Source organism: Streptacidiphilus sp. ASG 303, assembly GCF_020991365.1.
GTDB lineage: Bacteria > Actinomycetota > Actinomycetes > Streptomycetales > Streptomycetaceae > Peterkaempfera.
Map to the genome: position 1 here is coordinate 164,120 of NZ_JAJLRA010000009.1, position 21,328 is coordinate 185,447.

General features: G+C 77.6%; 18 protein-coding genes. 10 read left to right on the forward strand and 8 right to left on the reverse strand.

Annotated elements, in window-relative coordinates; all coding sequences use genetic code 11:
• Positions 1-323: 323 nt before the first annotated feature.
• Together LO771_RS31060 and LO771_RS14800 are read right to left on the reverse strand one after the other, a co-directional pair.
• The gene (locus LO771_RS31060) at positions 324-695 is read right to left on the reverse strand and encodes a ClpX C4-type zinc finger protein (RefSeq protein WP_304944811.1); all 372 of its coding nucleotides are present in this window, start codon (positions 693-695) and stop codon (positions 324-326) included.
• Between the two features lie 215 nt (positions 696-910).
• The gene (locus tag LO771_RS14800; RefSeq protein ID WP_230652442.1) at positions 911-3,094 is read right to left on the reverse strand and encodes an MMPL family transporter; all 2,184 of its coding nucleotides are present in this window, start codon (positions 3,092-3,094) and stop codon (positions 911-913) included.
• Positions 3,095-3,152: 58 nt separating this feature from the next.
• Between LO771_RS14800 and LO771_RS14805 the strand changes: the two genes are divergently transcribed.
• Entirely contained in the window at positions 3,153-3,680 is a 528-nt protein-coding gene (locus tag LO771_RS14805) for a MarR family winged helix-turn-helix transcriptional regulator (protein ID WP_230652445.1), read from the forward strand.
• Between the two features lie 180 nt (positions 3,681-3,860).
• The gene (locus LO771_RS14810) at positions 3,861-4,622 is read left to right on the forward strand and encodes a pirin-like bicupin family protein (protein WP_230652448.1); all 762 of its coding nucleotides are present in this window, start codon (positions 3,861-3,863) and stop codon (positions 4,620-4,622) included.
• Between the two features lie 58 nt (positions 4,623-4,680).
• Here LO771_RS14810 and LO771_RS14815 read toward each other — a convergent pair whose 3' ends face one another.
• The gene (locus LO771_RS14815) at positions 4,681-5,547 is read right to left on the reverse strand and encodes an NmrA/HSCARG family protein (RefSeq protein ID WP_230652451.1); all 867 of its coding nucleotides are present in this window, start codon (positions 5,545-5,547) and stop codon (positions 4,681-4,683) included.
• Between the two features lie 168 nt (positions 5,548-5,715).
• Here LO771_RS14815 and LO771_RS14820 point away from each other — a divergent pair, with 168 nt between their 5' ends.
• The 3 genes from LO771_RS14820 to LO771_RS14830 all read left to right on the forward strand — a co-directional run bounded on the left by LO771_RS14820 (position 5,716) and on the right by LO771_RS14830 (position 7,924).
• Positions 5,716-6,660 (forward strand): DUF5996 family protein, encoded by a 945-nt coding sequence (locus LO771_RS14820; RefSeq protein ID WP_230652453.1) that lies wholly within the window; start codon positions 5,716-5,718, stop codon positions 6,658-6,660.
• 142 nt (positions 6,661-6,802) lie between these two features.
• A complete protein-coding gene (locus LO771_RS14825) occupies positions 6,803-7,471 on the forward strand; it encodes an SDR family oxidoreductase (protein ID WP_230652455.1) in 669 nt (222 codons plus the stop codon).
• A 183-nt stretch (positions 7,472-7,654) separates the two neighbouring features.
• On the forward strand, positions 7,655-7,924 hold the full coding sequence (locus LO771_RS14830) for a hypothetical protein (RefSeq protein WP_230652457.1): 270 nt from the start codon (positions 7,655-7,657) through the stop codon (positions 7,922-7,924).
• Positions 7,925-7,974: 50 nt separating this feature from the next.
• Here LO771_RS14830 and LO771_RS14835 read toward each other — a convergent pair whose 3' ends face one another.
• Entirely contained in the window at positions 7,975-8,568 is a 594-nt protein-coding gene (locus LO771_RS14835) for a dihydrofolate reductase family protein (RefSeq protein WP_230652459.1), read from the reverse strand.
• Positions 8,569-9,083: 515 nt separating this feature from the next.
• Here LO771_RS14835 and LO771_RS14840 point away from each other — a divergent pair.
• Positions 9,084-9,563, forward strand: coding sequence for an OsmC family protein (locus tag LO771_RS14840; RefSeq protein WP_230652461.1), 480 nt, complete (start codon positions 9,084-9,086; stop codon positions 9,561-9,563).
• Positions 9,564-9,790: 227 nt separating this feature from the next.
• Here the strand turns inward: LO771_RS14840 and LO771_RS14845 are convergent, their stop codons facing one another.
• Positions 9,791-11,326, reverse strand: a complete 1,536-nt coding sequence (locus LO771_RS14845; RefSeq protein ID WP_230652463.1) for a DUF2079 domain-containing protein — start codon at positions 11,324-11,326, stop codon at positions 9,791-9,793.
• Positions 11,327-11,447: 121 nt separating this feature from the next.
• Here LO771_RS14845 and LO771_RS14850 point away from each other — a divergent pair, with 121 nt between their 5' ends.
• From LO771_RS14850 to LO771_RS14860, 3 genes are all read left to right on the forward strand, one after another.
• Positions 11,448-12,173, forward strand: coding sequence for a response regulator transcription factor (locus LO771_RS14850; RefSeq protein ID WP_230652466.1), 726 nt, complete (start codon positions 11,448-11,450; stop codon positions 12,171-12,173).
• Positions 12,166-13,866: a HAMP domain-containing sensor histidine kinase gene (locus LO771_RS14855; protein WP_230652468.1), complete on the forward strand. Its 1,701-nt coding sequence runs from the start codon at positions 12,166-12,168 to the stop codon at positions 13,864-13,866. Before LO771_RS14850 ends, LO771_RS14855 begins: the two co-directional genes overlap by 8 nt.
• Positions 13,867-14,167: 301 nt before the next feature.
• On the forward strand, positions 14,168-17,080 hold the full coding sequence (locus tag LO771_RS14860; protein ID WP_230652470.1) for a sigma-70 family RNA polymerase sigma factor: 2,913 nt from the start codon (positions 14,168-14,170) through the stop codon (positions 17,078-17,080).
• A 216-nt stretch (positions 17,081-17,296) separates the two neighbouring features.
• Here the strand turns inward: LO771_RS14860 and LO771_RS14865 are convergent, their stop codons facing one another.
• A complete protein-coding gene (locus LO771_RS14865) occupies positions 17,297-18,115 on the reverse strand; it encodes an adenosylcobinamide amidohydrolase (RefSeq protein ID WP_374228174.1) in 819 nt (272 codons plus the stop codon).
• A gap of 288 nt (positions 18,116-18,403) precedes the next feature.
• Positions 18,404-19,588 (reverse strand): zinc-dependent alcohol dehydrogenase, encoded by a 1,185-nt coding sequence (locus LO771_RS14870; protein ID WP_230652472.1) that lies wholly within the window; start codon positions 19,586-19,588, stop codon positions 18,404-18,406.
• 261 nt (positions 19,589-19,849) lie between these two features.
• Here LO771_RS14870 and LO771_RS14875 point away from each other — a divergent pair, with 261 nt between their 5' ends.
• Positions 19,850-20,581, forward strand: a complete 732-nt coding sequence (locus LO771_RS14875) for a hypothetical protein (protein WP_230652474.1) — start codon at positions 19,850-19,852, stop codon at positions 20,579-20,581.
• An 82-nt stretch (positions 20,582-20,663) separates the two neighbouring features.
• Here LO771_RS14875 and LO771_RS14880 read toward each other — a convergent pair whose 3' ends face one another.
• Positions 20,664-21,308 carry a PadR family transcriptional regulator gene (locus LO771_RS14880; RefSeq protein WP_230652477.1) on the reverse strand — a complete coding sequence of 215 codons (645 nt, stop codon included), beginning with the start codon at positions 21,306-21,308 and terminating at the stop codon, positions 20,664-20,666.
• Positions 21,309-21,328: the final 20 nt, after the last annotated feature.

Consider the following 21,328-nt stretch of genomic DNA (forward strand, 5'->3'; position numbering starts at 1 on the left):
AGCGGAAGGCCTTCCCGCCGGCAACCGCACCCGCGCGGCATCGCGGGGAGGAGGCCGCCCGCCGCACGGGCCCGGTCCCCTCGCCCGGACCGGGCGCACCGCGGCCGGGGAACCGTATTCCTGCCTCGACAGGCATGCGGTCCCTTCCCTTTGAGGCAGTGTCGGATCCGGATGCGCCGCCGCTCGGGCGCTGACCTCGTCCGGGCGGTCCCGGGAGCGCGGGCGGGGGCGGCTCCGGCCGGACGCGCCCGGCAGCGGGGGCGCACGCCACGCCCCGGGGGCGACCGGGGCCCCGCCCCTGCGGCACGGGGCGGGAGGGGCCGTCAGGGCTGGCCGGAGAACTTCTGCCAGGCCGACTGCCGGGCGACCCCCAGCGCGGCGCCGATGCGGGCCCACGGCACCCCGCGGGCGCGGAGCCGGTCGACCCAGGTCTGCAGGCTCGCGTCGACCTGGGCGCTCACCGAGGCGATGCGGGGCAGGAGTTCGAGGATCTCGTCGTCGGTCATCGTCTCCGAGACGGGGACCTCGGGCGTCTCCCCGGGGGCGGCGGGACGGGCCAGGATGTCGCCGCAGAGGCGGACGCAGCCGTCGCAGATGTAGACGCCCGGGCCCGCGACGACCTTGCTCACCTCGGTCTCCGGCCTGCCGCAGAAGGAGCAGTGGAGGGTGCGGTCGGCGAAGAGCTGCGCGGGCATGGATCCTCCGTCATCGACTCCGCGTCAGGACGGTCCTGACGCCCTGTCGTGACGAACGTAGCGCGTCAGGAGGGGACTGACAACGGCCCGGCGGACACCCCGCGCCGCCCGTGCGGCCCGTCCCCGCCCACCCGCGTCCGCCCCTCCGCCGCTCCGCCCCTCCCGAGGCGGAGGGGCGGAGGGACGGAGGGGCGGATGCGGGTGCGCGGCCGCCGTCAGCGGGGCCCGGACGCGGCGGTGGCGCCGTGCCGGTCCGGGGCGGCGGGGCCGTCGGACGGCCGCCGCGCGGCCTCCTCGGGCCTGCCGGGCCACCAGAAGCGCCGCCCGGTGAGCAGGACGAGGGCGGGCACGAGGACGGTCCGCACCAGGAGGGTGTCCAGCAGGACGCCGACGCCGACGATGACGCCGATCTGGGTGAGGGTGATGAGCGGCAGCACCCCGAGGACGGCGAAGACGGCGGCGAGCAGGATTCCCGCACTGGTGATGACGCCGCCGGTGGAGGCGAGGGCGCGGAGGACCGCGGCGCGGGTGCCGTGGCCAGCGAGGGTGTCCTCGCGGGTGCGGGCGATGAGGAAGATGTTGTAGTCGACGCCGAGGGCGGCCAGGAAGAGGAACGACAGCAGGGGGACGCCGGCGTCCAGGGCCGGGAAGTCGTACACCGTGCGGAAGAGCGCCCAGGAGGCGCCCAGGGCGGCGAAGTACGACGCGATGACGGTCAGGACCAGCAGGAGCGGCGCGACCAGGGCCCGCAGCAGCACCACCAGGACGACCAGGACGATGGCGAGGACGAGGGGCACGACGACGCGGGTGTCCCGGGCGGTCGCCCGGGCGACGTCGTAGGTCTCGGCGGTGGTGCCGCCGACGAGCGCGTCCGCGCGCGGCACCTCGGCCAGGCGGCCGCGCAGCCGGGCGATCGCGGCGTCGGAGGCGCGGGTGCCCGCCGCGTCCTCCAGGACGACCTCGGCGGTGGCGTGGCGGGCGGTGCGCTCGCCGGGGGTGACCTGGGCGACGCCGGGCACGCCGCGGGCGGCGCGGACGACCTCGTCCGCGGCGGCGGCGGAGGAGACGACGGTGAGGGGGTCGCCGGCGCCGGCGGGGAGGACGGACTGGAGGGTCTCCTGGCCGAGGACGGCCTCCGGCCTGCTGCGGAAGGAGTCGTTCTGCGAGAGGCCGGTGTGCAGTCCGAGCGCCCCGGAGGCCAGGAGGACCAGGACGGCCGTGCCGGCGGCCGTGACGGCGGCGGGCCTGCGGGCGACGGCGCGGCCGAGCCGGGCCCAGCCCCCGCGCCGGTCGGCCGTGACGGGGTCGCCGACCCTGGGCACGAAGGGCCAGAAGATGCCGCGTCCGGGCAGGACGAGGGCGGCGGGCAGGACGACGAGGCCGCAGAGCATCGCGGTGAGGATGCCGACCGCCCCGGCGAAGCCGAGGCCACGGTTGCCGGTGAGTTCGGCGGCGAGGAGGGTGAGGAGGCTGAGGACGACGGTGGTGCCGCTGGCCAGCACGGCGGGCGCGGTGCCGCGCCAGGCGCGGGCCATGGCCCGGAAGCGGTCGTCCTCCAGGTGGAGCTCGTCGCGGTAGCGGGAGACCAGGAGCAGGGCGTAGTCGGTCCCGGCGCCGAAGACGAGGACGGAGAGGATGCCGGCGGAGGCGGCGTCGACGTCGACGCCCGCGATCGGGGCGAGGACCCCGACGAGCACGGAGGCGAGGCGGTCGCCCGCGCCGACGACGAGCAGCGGGACGACCCACAGCAGGGGGCTGCGGTAGGTGACGAGGAGGAGCAGCGCGACGACGGAGGCGGTCACCAGCAGCAGGGTGGTGTCGGCGCCGTCGAAGACCTTGCCGAGGTCGGCGGAGAAGGCGGGGCCGCCGGTGACCTGGGCCCGCAGGGGCGCCTGGAGGCCCTGGGAGGCGGTGCGGCGGATCGTGTCGATCCGGGCGGCGTTCTCGTCGTCCCCGACGCCGCTGCGGAGCGGGACGGCGACGGTGGCGACGCGGTCCTTCGCGTACGCGGCGCGGGCGGGCGCCCCGCCGAGGCCGAGCCGGCCCAGGGGGGCCGTCCGCTGCTCGATCTGTGCCCGCTGCGCGGCGGTGAGGGGGGTGCCGTCGGCGTTGCTGTAGACGACAAGGGCGGGGGCGACCGCTCCGGAGGGGAGCGTTCCGACGATGCGGGAGACCTGGGCGGACTGGGAGCTCGCCGGGAGGCCGGATCCGGTGGTCGCGGTGGTGGTGGCGTCGGCGGGCCCGAGGGTGAAGGCCGCGCCGAGGCCGAGGGCGGTGAGCAGGAGGACGAGCCACGCAGCGCCGCGCAGGCGGCGGGAGGAGGGGCGCAGGGCCCGGTGCGGGCCGTCGTCGGGAGCGGCGGACCCCTGGCGGCCGGAGCCGGGCATGGTTCGAGACACGATGACCTCATATGTCGTTAAGCAGCTTAGCGATTATTACCGTGTCAGACTGTGGACCATGGCGCAACCCGACACACCCCACCCTCCGGGCGGCGGCCCCGGGGACGAGCTGTCCGAGGCGCTGCGCGAGGTGCTCACCCTGACCCAGCTCGCCCGCGGCGCCCTCGCCCACCGGCTCGGGATGCCGCTGACCGACGTCGAGGCCGTGGAGCACGTGATCATGGCCGAGGCCGCGGGCGAGCAGCTCGGACCGGTGGAGCTCTCCCGGCGGCTCGGGGTGACCTCGGCCGCGGCCACCCAGTCCGTGCACCGCCTGGCGGGCGAGGGGCACGTGGAGCGCACGCCCCACCCGGCGGACCGGCGGCGCCAGGTCCTGCAGGTCACCGACACCGGCATGCGCCACGTCATGGGCGAACTGGCACCCCTGCTGGGCCTGCTGGGCGGGGCCTCGGCCGGGATGTCCGAGGAGGAGCGCGGGGCGGCGCTCCGGTATTTGGCGAACGTCGCCGCCGCCTACCGCGCGTTCCTCGACCGGCCGCAGGACCGGGCCGCGGCCGGCCCGGGGCCGGAGCGGCCGAGCCGCTAGCACACCCGCCGGACACGCCCAGGGGCCCCGCGCGGGGGAGGCGCGGCCGGGCCCGCCGGGGGTCCCGGAGCCTCCGCACGGCACTGCGGCGGGGGGCGGGAATGCCTGCGGCCGAAAATTTGTATAAGATTCAACAACATCCGCGGAGCGGCCCCGCTCCCCGAGCGCCAAGGAGACGCCTTGTCCTCCCTCGTCGACATCCGCCGCGCAGGCGAGCGCTTCCACACCCGCGCCGGCTGGCTCGACTCCCGCCATTCGTTCTCGTTCTCCCGGCACTGGGACCCCGGGAACACCCACTTCGGGCTGCTCCTCGTCTCCAACGACGACGTCGTGGCACCCGGCACCGGCTTCGACACCCACCCCCACCGCGACATGGAGATCATCACCTGGGTGCTGGAGGGCAGCCTGGTGCACCAGGACTCCGAGGGGCACAACGGTGTGATCCACCCCGGGCTCGCCCAGCGGATGAGCGCCGGCACCGGCATCCTGCACAGCGAGAAGAACGACTCCTGGACCCTCACCGGGGACCCCGAGCACCAGACCCCGGTGCGGTTCATCCAGATGTGGACCGTCCCCGACGAGGCCGGCATCGCCCCCGGCTACGAGCAGCTCGACATCGGCGGCGAGCTCGCCCGCGGCGGCTGGACCACCCTGGCCTCGGGCATGCCGAAGCACCTCCAGCAGCGGGCGATCGGCATCCGCCAGAAGCACGCCGCCCTGCACGTGGCGCAGATCCGGCCCGGGGAGACCCTGGAGGCCGCCACCGCGCCCTTCGTCCACCTCTTCGTCGCCCGCGGCGAGGTGGCGCTGGAGGGCTCCGGCCCCCTCGCGCAGGGCGACGCCGCGCGGATCACCCGCTCCGACGGCCGCCGCATCACCGGTGGGCCGGAGGGCGCGGAGGTGCTGATGTGGGAGATGGACGCCGCCCTCTCGGTCGGCTGACACGGCGGCCGGCGGACAGGCCCGCCGACGGCCGGGCCCGCGCCCCGCGGCGCCGCCCTCAGCGGGCGGGCCGCGGGGCGCCCGCGGTGAGGCCCTCGGCCCAGGCCTCGAAGGAGGTCCAGGCGATGTCCGGGTAGGCGCGGTGCAGGGCGCCGATGTCGACGGCGTAGCCCTCGCGGGACAGGAAGTCCCACATCGCCCCCATGTCGGCGCTCCCCTGCCGGACGAGGGAGAGCGGGACCTGCACCGGTTCGACCGGACGGCCCAGCGCACGCTCCAGGACCGCGGCCATCCGCGCCGGGGTCGGCGCGTCCGAGGCCACCTCGACACGGCGGCCCAGGTGCCGGTCGCGGTCGGCGACGACGGCCGCCACCAGCGCGCCGAGGTCCCGGCGGGCCACCTGCTGCAGCGGCCGGTCCGGCGGGATCGGGAACTCCAGCCAGCCCGAGCGCAGGGCCTGCGGGTCGCCGAGGAGGTTCTCGAAGAAGTACGTGGGGGCGACCACCGTCCACGGCGGCCCCTCCTGGGCGAGGACCTCCTCGATCCGCTGCTTGCTCTCGAAGTGCGGCACGCCCGTCCGCCGGTCGGCGGAGGCCACGGAGGAGAACACCAGGTGCGGCAGGCCGGTCCGTGCGGCGGCCCGCACGACGGCGAGCCCCTGCTCGACCTCCGCCTCGGGGCCGAACTCGAAGGGCGTGGTGACCGCGAACGCCGCGTCCACCCCCTCCAGCGCGCCCCCCAGGGAGGAGGGCTCGCCGAGGTCGCCGCGGACGACCTCCACCCCGCGCTCCCGCAGGGTCCGCGCCCGCAGGCTGCCAGGGTCGCGGGCCACCGCCCGCACCGCGTGCCCGCCCTCCAGCAGGGCGTCCACGACGGCACCCCCCTGACCACCCGTCGCCCCCAGTACCGCCACGTGCAAGGACATCCGTCCCGACTCCCTCGGCCGCCGTTCCCGTCCCTCCGATGGTCGCCGGGGGCCCCCTCCCCCGCCATCGGTGGGGGCGTCCCGGGTGACGGCCGGTCGCGGTCCGGGGCCGGTGTGCGCACGATGGTGGTGTCCGCAGAGGGGCCCGGCACATCGCAGGGAGGCACCGTGGAGCTGTTCCCACCGCTGCCGTACGAGGAGTGGCGCGCGACGAAGGAGACCCTGCACCGGTTCGCACAGGTGGTGGGCAAGGTGCGCCTGGCGGCCTCGCCGCGCCGCAACCACTGGTGGAACGTGCCGTTCCACCTGACCGGCCGGGGCATGACCACCCGCCCCATGGGGCTCGGCGACGACGGCGGGTTCTTCTGCGTCGACTTCGACTTCACCGCGCACCGCCTGGAGGTCACGGCGGGCGACGGCTCCGCGGCGTCCTTCGCCCTGCCGGGGCTGTCCGTCGCCGCCTTCCACGACCGGCTGCGCGCCGCCCTGGCGGGGGTGGGCGCCCGCGCGGTGATCGCCCTCCCCCGGCCCTTCGACCTGCCGGACTCCGGCCGCCCCTTCGCCGAGGACGAGGAGCACTGCACCTACGACCCGGCGCAGGCGAACCGGTACTGGCGGATCCTCTCCCAGGTCAACCTGGTCCTGGAGGAGTACGCCGCGCAGTGGTCGGGGAAGACGTCGCCGGTCCACCACTTCTGGCACACCTTCGACATCGCGGTCACCCGCTTCTCGGGGCGCGTCGTCCACCACCCGGCCACCGTCGACCCCGTCACCCGGGAGGCGTACTCCCGGGAGGTGGTCAGCGCCGGCTTCTGGTTCGGCGACCCCGCCTTCCCGCGGCCGGCCTTCTACTCCTACACCGCGCCGGAGCCCGAGGGCCTGGCCGGGCAGCCGCTGGAACCCGCAGCCGCCCGGTGGGTCGAACGCAACGGCAGCCACCTCGCGGTGCTGGACTACGAGGACGCCCGCAGCGCGCCCGACCCGAAGGGCGCCGTCCTCGCCTTCCTCGACAGCGCCTACCGGGGCGGGGCGGTGCTCGCCGGCTGGGACACCGCCCGCGACGCCTGCCCCGACGGCACCACCGACCCGGTGGTCGCCGCCGGGCCGGGGTGAGGACTCCGGTGCAGGGCTCCCGCGCCCGGGCCGGGCCCGGTGCCGCCGGACGTCCGGCGGGCACGGGGCGTCCGGCGGGCACGGGGCGTCCGCCCGGCCGTCCGGCCCGACCCGTCCGAGAGGACCCCAGAAAGGACCCACCGTGGACACTCCCCGACCCACCACCGCACTGGTCGTCGGCGCGGGCCCCGGCATCGGCGCCTCCCTCGCCCGCGCCCTGGCCGCCGAGGGCCACCGGATCGGGCTCGTCGCCCGCGACGCGGGCCGGCTGGAACGGCTGGCCGCCGACCTGTCCGGCCAGGGGGCGGACGTCGCCGTCCGGACCGCCGACGCGGGGCGCGCCGAGGAGGTCGCCGAGGCGGTGCGCGCGCTCGGGGCCGACGGGCCGGTGGAGGTGCTGGCCTACAACGCCGCCTACCGGGCGGGACGCCTCACGGACTGCGGTCTCGACGAGCTGCGGCACGCCCACGAGGTGAACGTGCTCTCCGCGCTGGCGGCCGTGCGGGCGGCCCGGGACGACCTGGTCCGCACCCGGGGCTCGGTGCTGCTGACCGGGGGCGGGCTGGCGCTGCGCCCCAGTGCGGAGGAGGGGGTGCTCTCCCTGGGCAAGGCGGGGCTGCGCGCGGCCGCCCACATTCTCGCCGCGGACCTCGGCGAACGGGGCGTGCGGGTGCGCACGCTGACCGTGGCGGGGCCGGTCGCACCGGGCACGGCGTTCGACCCCGACCTCATCGCCCGGGCGTTCCTGGCGCTGCGCGACGGCGACGAGGTGGAGCGCGTCTGGACCGGCACCGACGCGGGCGGTGGCTGAGGGCCTCACCCGGCCGGACGGGCGGCCTCCGCCCGGCTCCCGCCCCGCCGGCACCGCGCCGCACCCCTGTCCGCACCGGTGCCTCCGCCCGCACCGGTATCTCCCCCGGCACCGGGGCACCGGACCCCGCAGGGCCCCGGCGGGCGCACCGGAGACCCCCGCAGCACCACAGAGGAGACGACCATGGACGCACAGACCGCACGCGGCACGATCCGCTCCGTGTTCGGCGACGCCCTGCAGCGTGTCGACGTCATCGAGTTCCCGGCCGGAAACCTGTCGATCACCCTCGGCGCAGGTACGCACACGGCGACCATCGACGGCCACCCCGACTCCGGATGGGGCCTGTCGGTCGACCCGGGCGAGGACGAGGGTTTCAGCGGCCACGAGGAGACCGCGGCGACGCTGGAGGAGGCGCTCCGCAGGGTCCGCGCGGCGTTCGCGGTCGGCGCCTGAGGGGCGGCGTCCGAGGGAGGGGCGGCGGAGTGCCCGGCCGCGGCGGCCCGTCAGCGGGCCGCCGGACGGTAGGTGCACACCTGGGCGCCACCGGGGCTGGTGACGGCGGAGACGAGCTCCAGGGTGCGCAGCACGCCGTCGTCGGGGAAGATCCGCTTCCCGCCGCCGAGGAGCACCGGCATGACCACGAGCCGCAGTTCGTCGACCAGGCCCTCGCCGAGCAGGGTGCGCACGAGTGTGGGGCTGCCCATGACCAGCAGGTCGCCGCCGCCCGTCCCGCGCAGCTCCCGGATGCGGGCAACGGCCTCGCCGCCGGGGATGCGCGTGGTGTTCTGCCAGGTCAGCTTGTCGTCGCCGAGCGTGCCGGAGACGACGTACTTGGGGATGGCGTTCATCCGGTCGGCGAACGGGTCGCCGGCCCGTCCGGGCCAGGCCGCGGCCATCGTCTCCCAGGTGCGGCGCCCGAACAGCAGCGCCTCGGCCCCGGAGAGCGCCTCGGCGAAGGAGCCGCCCACCGTCTCCGGGTCGAAGAACGGGTGCGACCAGCCGCCGTGGGCGAAGCCGCCGTCGGTGTCCTCCTCCGGCCCGCCCGGCGCCTGCACCACGCCGTCCAGGCTCATGAACTCACTGACCACGATGCGCATACGACTCGCTCCTCGTCCTCGTCCGGGGTGGGGCAGGGCAGACCACCGCACCGCGCCGGCCGGACTCGTCGCACCCGGGCGGCACCGCGGAGGGCGGCACGGACACAGCGTTGCACGCACCTACGACAACGGCCGGGAGCCGGGAAGCCGGACCGCCCGGGGCGGCCGCAGCGGCGCCCGGCCGTCCGGGACGTCCGGAGGCGGCCGGGACGGCGGGACGGGCCTGCCTGCCGCGCCGCCCGGCCGTGCCCGCGCGGCGCTCGGCGGTGCCCGCGCGGCGCTCGGCGGTGCGGAGGAGCGCGGGGTACGCGCGCCGGGCACGGGCCTGTTCAGGGGTCAGACGGCGCGAAGAGGGCCGGGAACGGGCCCGACAGAAGTGACGCGACGTCAGCATGGTCGACCGAGGGGCATGTCGTCGACCGGACGGGGGGAGGACGGCGTTTCATCGGGCGCCCGCCCCCGTCCCGGGGCGGGCACGCGGCGGTGGCACCCCCGGCGCCGTAGGCTGCACGCCCATGACGACAACGCACACCTACGACGTGACGGTCGCGTGGACCGGGAACCTGGGGGCCGGGACCGACGGCTACCGCTCCTACAGCCGCGACCACGAGGTGCGGGCGGACGGCCCGCCGCCGCTGCCCGGCTCGTCCGACCCCGCCTTCCGCGGCGACGCGGCCCGCTGGAACCCCGAGCAGCTGCTCGTGGCCTCGCTGTCCCAGTGCCACATGCTCTGGTACCTGCACCTGTGCGCGGCCGGCGGGGTCGTGGTGACCGCGTACGAGGACCGTGCCCACGGCGTGCTGGCGATGGACGGGAGCGGCGGCGGGGGCCGGTTCGCCCGGGTGGTCCTGCGGCCGGAGGTGGAGGTGGCCGAGGCGTCGATGGTGGAGCGGGCGCGGGCCCTGCACGGGGAGGTCGGGGCGGTCTGCTTCATCGCCCGGTCGGTGGACTTTCCCGTCGAGCACGAGCCGGTGGTCCGCACCGCGCGGGGGTGAGCGGAACCGGCCCGGGCGCCGTGCGGCGCTCCGCCGCACGGCGGGGACCGTCCCGCGTCCGGGTGGCGCTGGATGCGCCGCGTCCGCCGCGCCCCCGGCTGCGGGACGGGCGACGGCGGCGCGGTCGACGGCGGGGCGGTGGACGGCGGCGGGACGGGCGGGGCGGTGGACGGCGGGCGCGGACAGCGGTGGTCCGCGGGACGGGCCCCCGCGCCGACGGGCGGTCCTCAGCGGTGCAGGAGGAGGAAGCCGTCCTCGTCGGCCACGGTGCGGTAGCCGTGCGCGCGGGCCTCCGCGACGAGCTGCGCCTGCTGCTCCCCCGAGACGGGCCAGCCCTGCGGGTCGGCGGTGTCGACGACGATCCACTGCGGATCGGGGCGGCTGCCGGGGTAGCCGAAGTCGGTGACCGAGGCGCGTGCGGTGAGCTGCGGGACGAGACGGTTGGACGCGGCGACGGTGGCGCCGTCGGGGATGCGGTCCAGGACGCGGTGGGCGGCCGCGACGCGGGGCGGGGTGCGCCACGTCGCGGGCTGCAGGAGCTGCCACAGGGGGAACTGGGGCAGCAGGAGCGCGGTGACCGCGCCCCCGGCGGCCAGGTGGTGGCGGACGGCGGCCGTGCCGCCGGGACAGCGGCGCAGGCCGTCGACGAAGGCGGTGGAGACGACCGGCATCAGAACGGCGCTGTAGTGGTAGCCGGTGCCCCAGTAGGCGGGGTTGTCGGAGAGGAAGCGCCAGGCCAGCGTCGGCGCGGCCGCCCAGAGCAGCGGGGAGCGCAGGGCGAGGAACGCGGTGGGCGCGAGGAGCAGGACGAGGGTGACGGCCTTGGTGTCCGGGGTGACCAGGCCGAGGGTGAGGGCGCGCAGGAGGTCCGTCGGTCCCGCGCCGGTGCCCGGGGAGCCGGATCCGGCTCCGGCCCCCGGGAGCTTGTCCCAGTAGGCGAAGGAGCCGGCCGGGTTGGCGGCGGGTATGAGGACGAGGACCTCGGCCAGGGTCCCGGCCAGCCCCGCGGCGGCGGCCGCCAGGCCGAGCCGGCGCCCGCCGCGCAGCGCGACGAGGACGCCGACGACGGCCGCGGTCAGCCCCAGGTCCTCCTTGACCGCGAGCAGCGGCAGGCTCCAGGCGACGGCGGCCCGCAGGCGGCCCTCCCCCAGCGCGGTCAGGGAGAACGCGAGGAGCGGGACGGCGAGGCAGACCTCGTGGAAGTCGAAGCCGGCCGTCTGGGCGACGCCCCAGGAGAGCCCGTACCCGGCGGCGACCGCCGCGGCGGCCGGGCGCCCCAGGGCGCGCTGCGCCCAGCGGGCGAGCGGCACGACGGGGACGGCGAGGAGGGCCGCCTGGGCGAGCAGCAGGACCAGGGGTGAGGGCCACAGCCGGTAGAGCGGCGCGAGGAGGGCCAGGGCCGGGGAGAAGTGGTCGCCGAGGAGGGGGAATCCGGGTCCCTTGAGCTCGGAGACGGGCAGGTGCCCGTGGGCGTAGGAGCGGACGGCCTGCTCGAAGATGCCGAGGTCGTAACCGGTGGTCAGGAGGCGCTGGTGCAGGCGCAGCGACAGCGCGGCGTAGGCCGCGAAGCACAGCGCGGCCGCGACGGGGATCCACGCCGTGCCGGGGGGACCGGCCGGGCGGCCCGGCACCGGCGGCCGTCCCGGGGCGGGGACGGTGGCGCGGGCGGGGACGGCGGCGCGGGCGGGGACGGCGGGCGCGGCAGGAGGGCGGGCGGCAGCGGTACGGGGGGCAGCGGTACGGGTGGCGGTCGGTTCGCTCATGCGGCGGCCTCCGGTCGGCGGGACGGGTGCCGCCACCCTGGCCGCCGGCCGCTGACCGGACGCTGACCGGACCTGACCGCGCGGTCAGGGAGCCGGCCGGCCGCTGTGCCACGCTGACGGGGTGAGAATCCTGGTGGTCGAGGACGAGCGCGGCCTGGCGGAGACCCTCCGGCGCGGCCTGTCCGCGGAGGGCTTCGCGGTCGACCTGGCGCACGACGGGCGCGAGGGCCTGTGGAAGGCCCGCACCGGCGACTACGCCCTGATCGTGCTGGACCTGATGCTCCCCCTCCTCAACGGCTACCGGGTCTGCGCGCAGCTGCGGCGCGAGGGGGTGCACACCCCGATCCTGGTGCTGACCGCGAAGGACGGCGACTGGGACCAGGCGGAGGCGCTGGACACCGGCGCGGACGACTACCTGGCGAAGCCGTTCTCGTACGTGGTCCTGGTGGCACGCCTGCGGGCGCTGCTGCGCCGACCCCGGACCGCGGTGTCCCCGCTGGCCGTCGTCGGGGACCTCACGGTGGACACGGCCGCCCGTACCTGCCGCCGGGCGGGCGTGCCGATCGCCCTGACGCCCCGTGAGTTCGCGGTGGCCGAGGTCCTCGCCCGCCGCTCCGGCGAGGTGGTGTCCAAGGGCGAGATCCTGGCGGAGGCCTGGCCGGACGAGGCGGAGGACCCCAACCTGGTCGAGGTGCGGATCAGCGGCCTGCGCCGGAAGATCGACGCGCCGTTCGGACGCCGGTCGCTGGAGACGGTGCGCGGCGCCGGCTACCGACTGGTCGACGACCGCCGCGGCGACGACGACGGCAGCCGTGGAGACGGCGACGGCGGGAGCCTCGATGGCTAGCCGCCGACGGGTGGGGCCGCGCTCGGTCCGGGCCCGGTCCGCGCTGGCCGCCGGGGCGGCGTCCGCCGTCCTCTTCACCGGCGGCGCGCTGTGGACGCACCACCAGGTCCGCGACCAGGCCATGGCCACCACCCGGGCGCAGGCGCAGGACGAACTCGCACGCCTCCTGGAGGTCGTCGGCGGGGGCGCACTCCCGTCCGAGGCGTGGGGGGACTTCCCCTACGAGGTCACCGCGGGCGGCAGCCGCGTCCCCCTCGCCTCCAGCCCGGACATGGAGCCCTTCGAGCGGGCGGCCGGCACGGTGCTGCCCCCTCCCGGAAAGGGGGGCGCTGGACTGGTCGGCGACCGGCACGAGGTCCGGTTCGGCAGGCCCCCGGGCACCGCGGGCAGCCCGCTCGCGGGCCGGACGTTCACCGCCGTCAGCGGCGACCTGTCGGTCGCCGCCTCCCGCCCGCGGCCACCGGCGGTCCTCGCCGGGGACCTCGCCGACGACGACGCCGTCCGGGTGTACGTCGTCGTCACCCCGTTCGGGGCCGACCGTGCGGCGGGTGCCGTCGACCGGCTCCTGGCGCCGGCGGTCCCGGCAGCCGTGCTGGTCGTCGCCGGCACCGCCTACCTCGCCACCCGGCGCGCACTGCGGCCGGTCGAGGCGATCCGTGCCCGCACGGCGGCGGTCACCGCGTCCGACCCGCGCGAACGCGTGGACGTCCCCGACACCGGCGACGAGATCGCCGCGCTCGCGGTGACGATCAACGCCACCCTGGAGCGGCTGGACCGGGCGGCGTCCGAGCAGCGGCGCTTCGTCGCCGACGCCGCCCACGAGCTGCGCAGCCCGGTGGCGGGACTGCTGGCCGCGCTGGAGGTGTCCCTGGCCTACCCGGAGCGGACGGACTGGCCCGCGGCCACGGAGGAGGCCGCGGGCCAGGCCCGGCGCCTGCAGACGCTGGCGGAGGACCTGCTCCTCCTGGCCCGCCTGGACGCCGGTTCCGCGGCCGGTACGGCCGCGGGCCGGGCGGTGGACCTGAGGGCGCTGGCCTCCGGTGTGGTGGCGGACCACGCCGCCGGCCGCGCGGCGGGGACGTCCGGACCGCAGGTCGTCGTCACGGCCGCGGCGGACCCGGCGGCCACGGAGTCGGCGGCCACGGAGCCGGCGGCCACGGGCGCGGTAGAAGCAGACCCAACGGCCACGGACCCGGCGGCCACGGACGCGGTGGCCACGGACGCGGTGGCAGCGGACCCGGCCGTGGTGCGGGGAAGTCCCGTGCTGCTGGAGCGGGTCCTGCGCAACCTGCTGGACAACGCGGTCCGGCACGCCCGCACCCGCGTCGAGGTCGCGGTCGCCCGCGTCCCCGGCGGCGGCGCGGGCGGGAGCACGGGCGGCGCGGAGGTGGTGGTGCGGGTCTCCGACGACGGCGACGGCGTGCCGCCGGCCGACCGGGAGCGGGTCTTCGACCGCTTCACGCGGCTGGACGCGGCCCGCGACCGGGGCAGCGGCGGCGCGGGCCTCGGTCTCGCCATCGCCCGCGACCTCGCCGCCCGCCACGGCGGCACGCTCGCGGTGGACCCCGCGGCGCGGTCCGGAGCGTGCTTCGTCCTGCGCCTCCCCGCGGCGGAGGGGCCGGGAGCGGCCGGGACGGCTCCGGTGGGGGTACGGCCGCTCCTAGAAGGAGCGCCACCAGTCCCGGCACGGTGAACGATGCATGAGCCGATCGTACGGTCCGGCCCTCCTGCGTGCACGCGCCTTTCCCGCAGGCGCCGCTCCGCGAGGGCGCCGTACGGGCACGGGACGGGCGTTCACCGCTTCCGCGCATCCCGGGGCCGGCGGAGGCGGTGAACGCCGCGCGCCCGGTGCACGTCATGTCCTCGCCCCCGCAGGGCCCCGGGGGCGGGGGAATCCGCTCCGCGGTTTCCTGTTATGCCGGTCCCGTGCAGGCGTCTGCTGAGGTGGGGCCGCCCGGAACGGAAGGGCGGTGCGAGACGACAGGTGGTCGACGATGAGGGTGAGCGGTACGGACGTGCGTGGGGACGCCGACCTGGTGCGGGCGGCGCAGGCCGGGGACGCGCAGGCGCTGGAGGCGCTGGTGCGGCGGTCGGTGCCGCTGGTCTACAACCTGGTGGGCCGGGCGCTGGGCGGCGGCCAGGACGTGGACGACCTGGTGCAGGAGACGATGCTCCGCGTGCTGGGGGCGCTCGGCGGCCTGCGGGAGCCCGAGCGGTACCGGTCCTGGCTGGTGACGATCGCGCTGCGGCAGGTCAGGGACCGGTGGCGGTCGGGGTCGGCCGCCCCCGAGGCGGCGGCCGACCTGGCGGAGCTGGAGGAGCGGCGGCCGCAGGCGGGGGTCCGGTTCGAGGAGTGGGCGATCTGGCGGCTGCGGCTCGGCGGCCAGCGCCGGGAGACCGCCGCCGCGGCGGCGTGGCTGGACGAGCAGCACCGGCACACCGCCGCCCTGTGGTGGCTGGAGGTCGCCGGGGAGCTGACCCGGGGTGAGGTGGCCGGAGCGCTCGGGGTGGGCGCGGCGCACGCGGCGGTGCGCGTCCAGCGGATGCGCGGGCAGCTGGACGTGTGCCGGGCGGTGGTCCGCGCCCTGGAGGCGCACGGCGCCGCCGCGCCCGGGGACGGGTGCGACCTGCTGGGCTCCCTGGTCGACGGCTGGGACGGGGTGCCGTCGGCCCTGATGCGCAAGCGGCTGGCCAGGCACCTGCGGGCCTGCCCGTCCTGCCGGCGGTTCGGCGAGGGCCTGGTGCCGGCGGAGGGGCTGCTGACCGGCCTGGGCCTGGTGCCGCTGCCGCCCGGCCTGGACGCGCACCTCTCCGGTGCCCTGGCGGGGCTCCCGGCCGGACCCGGGACGACCGCCGCCACCGGGCCCGGGGGACACACGGCCGGAACCGGGGGGCACGCGGCCAAGTCCGGGGGGCACGCGCCCGGAACCGGGGGGCACGCGGCCGACGCGGCGGTGCGCGGCGCCCGGGCGGCCCGGCGGGCGGGCCGGGCGCGTCCGGGCCTGCAGGCCCTGGCGGTGAAGTCCACCGTCGGCGCGGCGGCCGTCGCCGCGGCGGCCGCGGCGGTCGCGGTCGCCCTGCCGCCGCGGCAGGACCTCGCCTCCGCGCACCCGTCCGCCCCCTCCCCGTCGGCCGCGGTGCGGTCGGCGACGGCCGCACCGGTCCCGCAGCCGCGTCCGCAGTCCTCGGCGGTGCCGACCCGCACCAGCCGCTCGCAGCGGTCCGCACCCGCGATGGCCGACACCGGCTACCCGGTCCCGGCCCGGCCGGCCCGTCCCACGGGCAGGACCTACTACGTGAGCCCCGGCGGCTCGGACAGCAACCCGGGGACCTCGCCCCGGGCGCCCCTGCGCACCATCCAGCGGGCCGCGGACCTGACCGCGCCCGGCGACACCGTGTCGGTCATGAACGGCACGTACACGGAGGCACGCGAGGGCCTGGACGTCGTCCGCATCACCCGCTCGGGCGGGCCCGGACGGCCCATCACCTACCAGGCCTACCCGGGCCACCACCCCGTGATCCACCCCGTCACCGGCTGGAACGGGATCTCCGTCTCCGGCGCCTCCTACATCACCGTCCGCGGCCTGGACATCCGGGGCACCCGCGCCTCGCTGTCCCTGGCGGACGCGGAACGGCACTCCGTCCCCGGCAGGCCGGCCTTCAACACGAACTGCCTGTCGGCGGCGAAGGGCTATCGGAGCTTCCCGCACCACCTCACGATCACCGGCAACCTCGTCCACGACTGCCCCGGGGCGGGCATCTCGGTGGCCGACGCCGACCACGTCACGATCGACCGGAACCGCGTCCACTCGACCTCCTGGTACACCGCGTACGGCACCAGCGGCATCTCCGTCCTGCGGGCCCGGGACGTGGACCGCGGCGACCCCTCCCGCTACAAGATCCGCGTCACCCGCAACGTGTCCTACGACAACGAGACCAAGGTCAAGTGGGAGGGCTGCCACTGCTACTCGGACGGCAACGGCATCATCATCGACACCCTCAAGGACAAGGGGGGCGACGGGCCGGACTACCGGGGCCGCGTCCTGGTCGCCGGCAACGTGTCCTTCGACAACGGCGGGTCCGGGATCCACTCCTTCAAGGGCATCCACGTCGACATCGTCAACAACACCGCGTTCATGAACGGCCGCAGCCCCCGGATGAAGTACTACGGCGACATCTTCGCCGCGAACAGCACCGACGTGCGCCTGCTCGACAACATCGCCTACGCCCGGCCGGGCGGGTACGTGAACTCGAAGTCCCGCAACGTCCGTGTCACCTACGACTACAACGTCTACTTCAACGGGCGGCGGCCCGAGGTGAAGGGCCCCCACGACATCGTCGCCGACCCGCTGTTCGCCAGGCCCGGCACCGTCTTCGGGGAGGCCGACTTCCGGCTGCGCCCCCACTCGCCGGCCGCCGGCACCGGACTCCCCTTCCCGGCGGCCCAGGGGTCCGGCCCCGCCCGTGGCGGCCGCCGCGCCCCCGACCGCGGCGCACTCCTGAGCGGCGTCCCGCTGGGCGGCGCGGCGGACGGCCTCCCGGCGTCGGCGGTGTCCGGCCCCGGGGGCGCGGACGGTCCCGCGCCGGGGGCGGACGGCCCTGCAGCGGGGATGGAGGGCTCCGCTGCGGGAGCGGCCGGCCCGGGGGACGGGACCGGGGCCGGGACCACCGCACGTCCCGGCAAGGGAGCCGTGGCCGCCCCGTCCGGGAGGGGCGGTGCCACGGAGCACGCCGCGGAGGCGGGCGCCCTGCCCGCCGGGCAGGCCCCCGCGGACAGCCCGGCGGACGGAGGCCGGACCCTGGCGCACACCGGGGCCGACCTGGCACCGCTGGGCGCCGGGGCGGCCGCCCTCGTCGCCGGGGGCGCGCTGTTCCTGGAGGCGCGCCGCCGTCGGCGGCGTTCCTGACCGGACGGCGGGGCGCCTCCCCGAGCCGGCCCTCCGCCCGGACCGTCGCCGTGCACGGGGCGGCGGTCCGGGCGGCGCGGCGGGGGCGGCCCGGGCTGGGGAGAGGACGGCCGTGTCCGGGCCCACGCAGTCCGCAGAGGACCGCTCCTCACCGCCGGCCGGGCCGCCCCCGCCGACCGGGCCGCGGGGAGCGGCCGGCCGGCGGGTGAGCGGCGCTCAGCGCGGGCCGGCGGGCGGCAGGACGCCGCGGCAGCCCGGGAGCGGGGCGGGGTGGCCGGGGGCGGGGCCGGCGGCCCGGCGCTCGCGGTCGCGTTCGGCGCCCTCCCGCACCGCCCGGTGCACGGCGCGGGCCAGCCGGGCGCCCCAGAGGGAGCGGGGTCCGCCGAAGGGTTCGGCGGGGCGGCCGGGCCCAGGGGTCCGCACCGCCACGCAGACCGCGTCGGAGGGGGTGCCGGAGCAGTCGTAGCCGGCGTCGAGCAGGGCCTGCACCTTGGCCTCGGCCGCCGTGGTGGCGAGGTTGACCAGGCCCGCGTCGGTGACCGCCGCCGGGACGACCGCGAGGATGTTGACCGTGCCGGGGACATAGGGCGCGGCCGACCCGGCACGGGCTGAGGCACCGGCAGGGGCCGTTCCGGTCGGGTCCGGGGCCGCCGCCCAGACGGGCACCCCGATGCCGGAGGTCACCACTGCGGTCACCCCGCCGTCGACCGCCCGGGTGACGTCGTCCACCTCCGCGGCGGTCATCAGGCCCACGCCCTCACCGGCGAGGCCGTGCGCCGCGGCGAGCCGGGCGAGGTGCCGGTCGGGGTCCATGCGCGCGTACCCGGCGCGGACCTGGGCGTTCACCACCCAGTGCCGCTCGCCGAGGCCGCCGCCGAGGACGGCGCTGCTGACCATCCGCCAGCCCGGACCGGCCCGCCAGACGAGCAGGTGGCGGCAGGCGCCGTCCTCCGTGCGGCAGGAGCGCTCGACCACGACGCCCGGCGGCGGGCAGCCCTCCTCCGGCCCGCGGGCCTCCTCCCGCAGCAGCGTCACCGTCGCCCCTCCCTGTCGCGGCCGTGCGGCCGTCACGGCCGGTCCGTCCGGCAGCCGTCCGTCCGACAGCTGTCCGTCAGGCAGCCGTCCGTCCGGCAGCCGTCCGCCGGGCAGTCTCCCAGACCGGCCCGGACGGCCCGGCGGGCGGGACCGCCCCGCCCGGCACCGGGACCGCCGGCGCCGCCCGGTGCCGCCGCCGCGGCAGCGGGGGGCCGCCTCCTGTGACGCGGCGTCAGACCGGCTGCACGTCACGGGAGGCGGCCCCCGGCACCCTCCCGGGGTCCCGGCTCAGGGCTTGAAGAGCACCTTGACGGCGCCGTCCTCCTTCTTCTGGAACATCGCGTACGCCTCGGGCGCCTTCTCCAGCGGGACCCGGTGGGTGGCGAAGTCGTCGACGCCGAGGGGGTCGGCGTCGGTGAGCAGCGGCAGGATGTCGCCGACCCAGCGGTGGACGTTGGCCTGGCCCATCCGCAGCTGGATCTGCTTGTCGAACATGGTGAGCAGCGGCATCGGGTCGGCCATGCCGCCGTAGACGCCGGAGACGGAGACGGTGCCGCCGCGGCGGACGAGGCCGATGGCGAGGTGGAGGGCGCTGAGGCGGTCCAGGCCGGCGTTCTCCATGAGCTTCGCGGCGAGGGCGTCGGGCAGCAGTCCGGTCAGCTGCTGGGCGAGCTTGCCGACGGGGGCGCCGTGGGCCTCCATGCCGACGGCGTCGATGACGGCGTCGGGGCCCCGGCCGCCGGTGAGGTCGCGGACGGCGTCGACCAGGTGCTTCCCGTGCTCGCGCAGGTCCAGGGCGTGGACGCCGCGGGCGCGGGCCCGCTCCAGGCGCTCCGGGACGAGGTCCACCCCGATGACGGTGCCCGCGCCGCGGTGGGCCGCGATGCGGGCGGCCATGTCGCCGATCGGTCCGAGGCCGAGGACGGCGACGCTGCCCCCGGGCGGCACGGCCGCGTACTCGACGGCCTGCCAGGCGGTGGGCAGCACGTCGGAGAGGTAGACGAAGCGCTCGTCGGGCGGCCCGTCGGGCACGGCGATCGGGAGGGTGTTCCCGAAGGGCACCCGCAGATACTCGGCCTGGCCGCCGGGGACCTGGCCGTAGAGCTTGGTGTAGCCGAACAGGGACGCGCCGGTGCCGTACTCGTGGACCTGCGTGGTCTCGCACTGCGAGTGCAGCCCCTGCCCGCACATGAAGCAGGTGCCGCAGGAGACGTTGAAGGGCACGACCACGCGGTCGCCGGGGCGCACCGCGGTGACCTCGGGCCCGACCTCCTGGACGACGCCCATCGGCTCGTGGCCGAGGATGTCGCCCTCGTCGATGAACGGCCCGAAGAGCTCGTAGAGGTGGAGGTCGGACCCGCACAGGCCGGTGGTGGTGATCCTGACGATCACGTCGGCCGGGTCCTTGATCGCCGGGTCGGGCACGGTGTCCACGCGGACGTCGCGCTTGCCGTGCCAGGTCAGGGCTCTCATGGTTTCTCCTCCGGTGGTGCGGTGTCCGGGTGCTCCCGTCCCGCTTCGGCCCCCCTGCCGGTTCCCCCTGCCGGTTCCCCCGCCTCGGTCGCCTCTCCCGGCGCGGTGCGCCGAAACCCCGCCGCCCGCGCGGCCGGGGCGTTGTCGGCGGGCCGCGCGATACTGCCCGTGGGGCGCGGGGCCCGGAGGGCCCGGCCGCCCGGGGCACCCGCTGACCCGGCGGCCGACGGCGGCCCCGGGGCGGACGTGAGGAGGGACGCCGTGACGGAGTGGCCGACCGGGCGGGGCACCTCCCTGAGCGCCGCGCAGCGGCGGGTGCTGCTGGAGGCGGACCCGGTCACGGGCGAGGCGGACGGGAGTGCGGCGGCGCTGCGGGCGCTGGCGGCCAAGGGACTTGTCGCGGCGTACGGCAGGCGGGGCGCCCGGTACCTGACGGCGTTCGGGCGGCAGGTGCGCGCCGGGCTGGAGGCGGACCGGCGTCCGGAACAGGAGCAGGACCGGGAGCAGGGCGGCGGGCGGCCCTCGGGGTTCGCGGCGGCGACGGGCGGGGAGACGGGCACGGGCGCGCCCGTCCCGGGGCGGGCGGCCGCGGCGGCGGCCGCGTGGGAGGCCCTGCTGGAGATCCGCCGGGTGACCGGCTCCGGGGGCGGACCGGGGTCCGGGGGCGCGGCGCGGCGGACGCCCGCCGCGTGGGAGCGCGGGCGGCCGGTGCCCGCGGTCGCGCTGGCGCTGGAGGCGGCGGGCGTGCCGTCCGCCGTCGCCGACGCCTCGGGGCGGCGGGTGCGCGCCGGCTACCGCGTCACGGCGGGGGGCGGGACCGGGTCGGCCAGGGTGGAGTGGCTGGTCCTGCCCGGCACGCCCGCGGCGGCGGACGAGGCGGAGCGGCGGCTGCGGGAGTGCGCGTCGCTGCTGGGCCGGTGGGGGTGGGAGGCCCTGCCGTACCGGGCGTCGGGCGGGGTGCGGTTCCTGGAGGTGGCGCCCGCGCGGGCCTGAGCGGCGCGGTCCCGGACCTCGGCCGCCCGACTGCGCGGCGCACGCAGCCCCGCGGGAGGGGACGGCGCGGCGGACGCGGCCCTCAGGAGCCGAGCATCGCCCGCACCTCGGTGAGCCACGCCAGGTCCGCCTGGGCGCGGCGGAGGCCGAACAGGGCGGTCATGCCGCGGGCGTCGAGCCGGGGCGGACCGCCGTCCGGGGCCTGCGGGCTCCGGGGGGCGGGTCGGAGTTCCAGCCGCGGCAGGGCGGCGGTGTCGACGCCCTTGCGGCGGAGGATGTCCGCGCAGTGCTCCTCGGTCGAGGCGGCGCGGCGGTGCCAGGCGGCGAGGAGCTCCTCCAGGCGGGCGGGGTCGTCGTGGGCGGCGAAGAAGAGCCGGAGCTGGAGGGGCTGGCGCCCCCGTTCCTCGGTGAGGTCGACGGTGGCGAGCCACGAGCGGAAGGCGGCCTCGCCCTCGGCGGTGGCGCGGTAGACCCGCTTGTCCGGCGCGCCGCTCTGCGGGACGTCGCGGGCGGTGGCCCAGCCGCGATCGGCGAGCTTGGGCAGCTCGGCGTAGATGTGGGCACGGGTCACCGGCCAGAAGTGGCCGATCGACCGGTCCGCGAGACGCGCGAGCTCCCATCCGCTGGCCGGTCCGTCCAGGAGCAGGCCGAGGACGACGTAGCCGCCCACCGACGGCGGCCGCGGCATGGGCCCGGTGTCGTCGCTGCGGCGTTTCGGCTGGGGCATGGGGCCAGTATCCCAGTCCG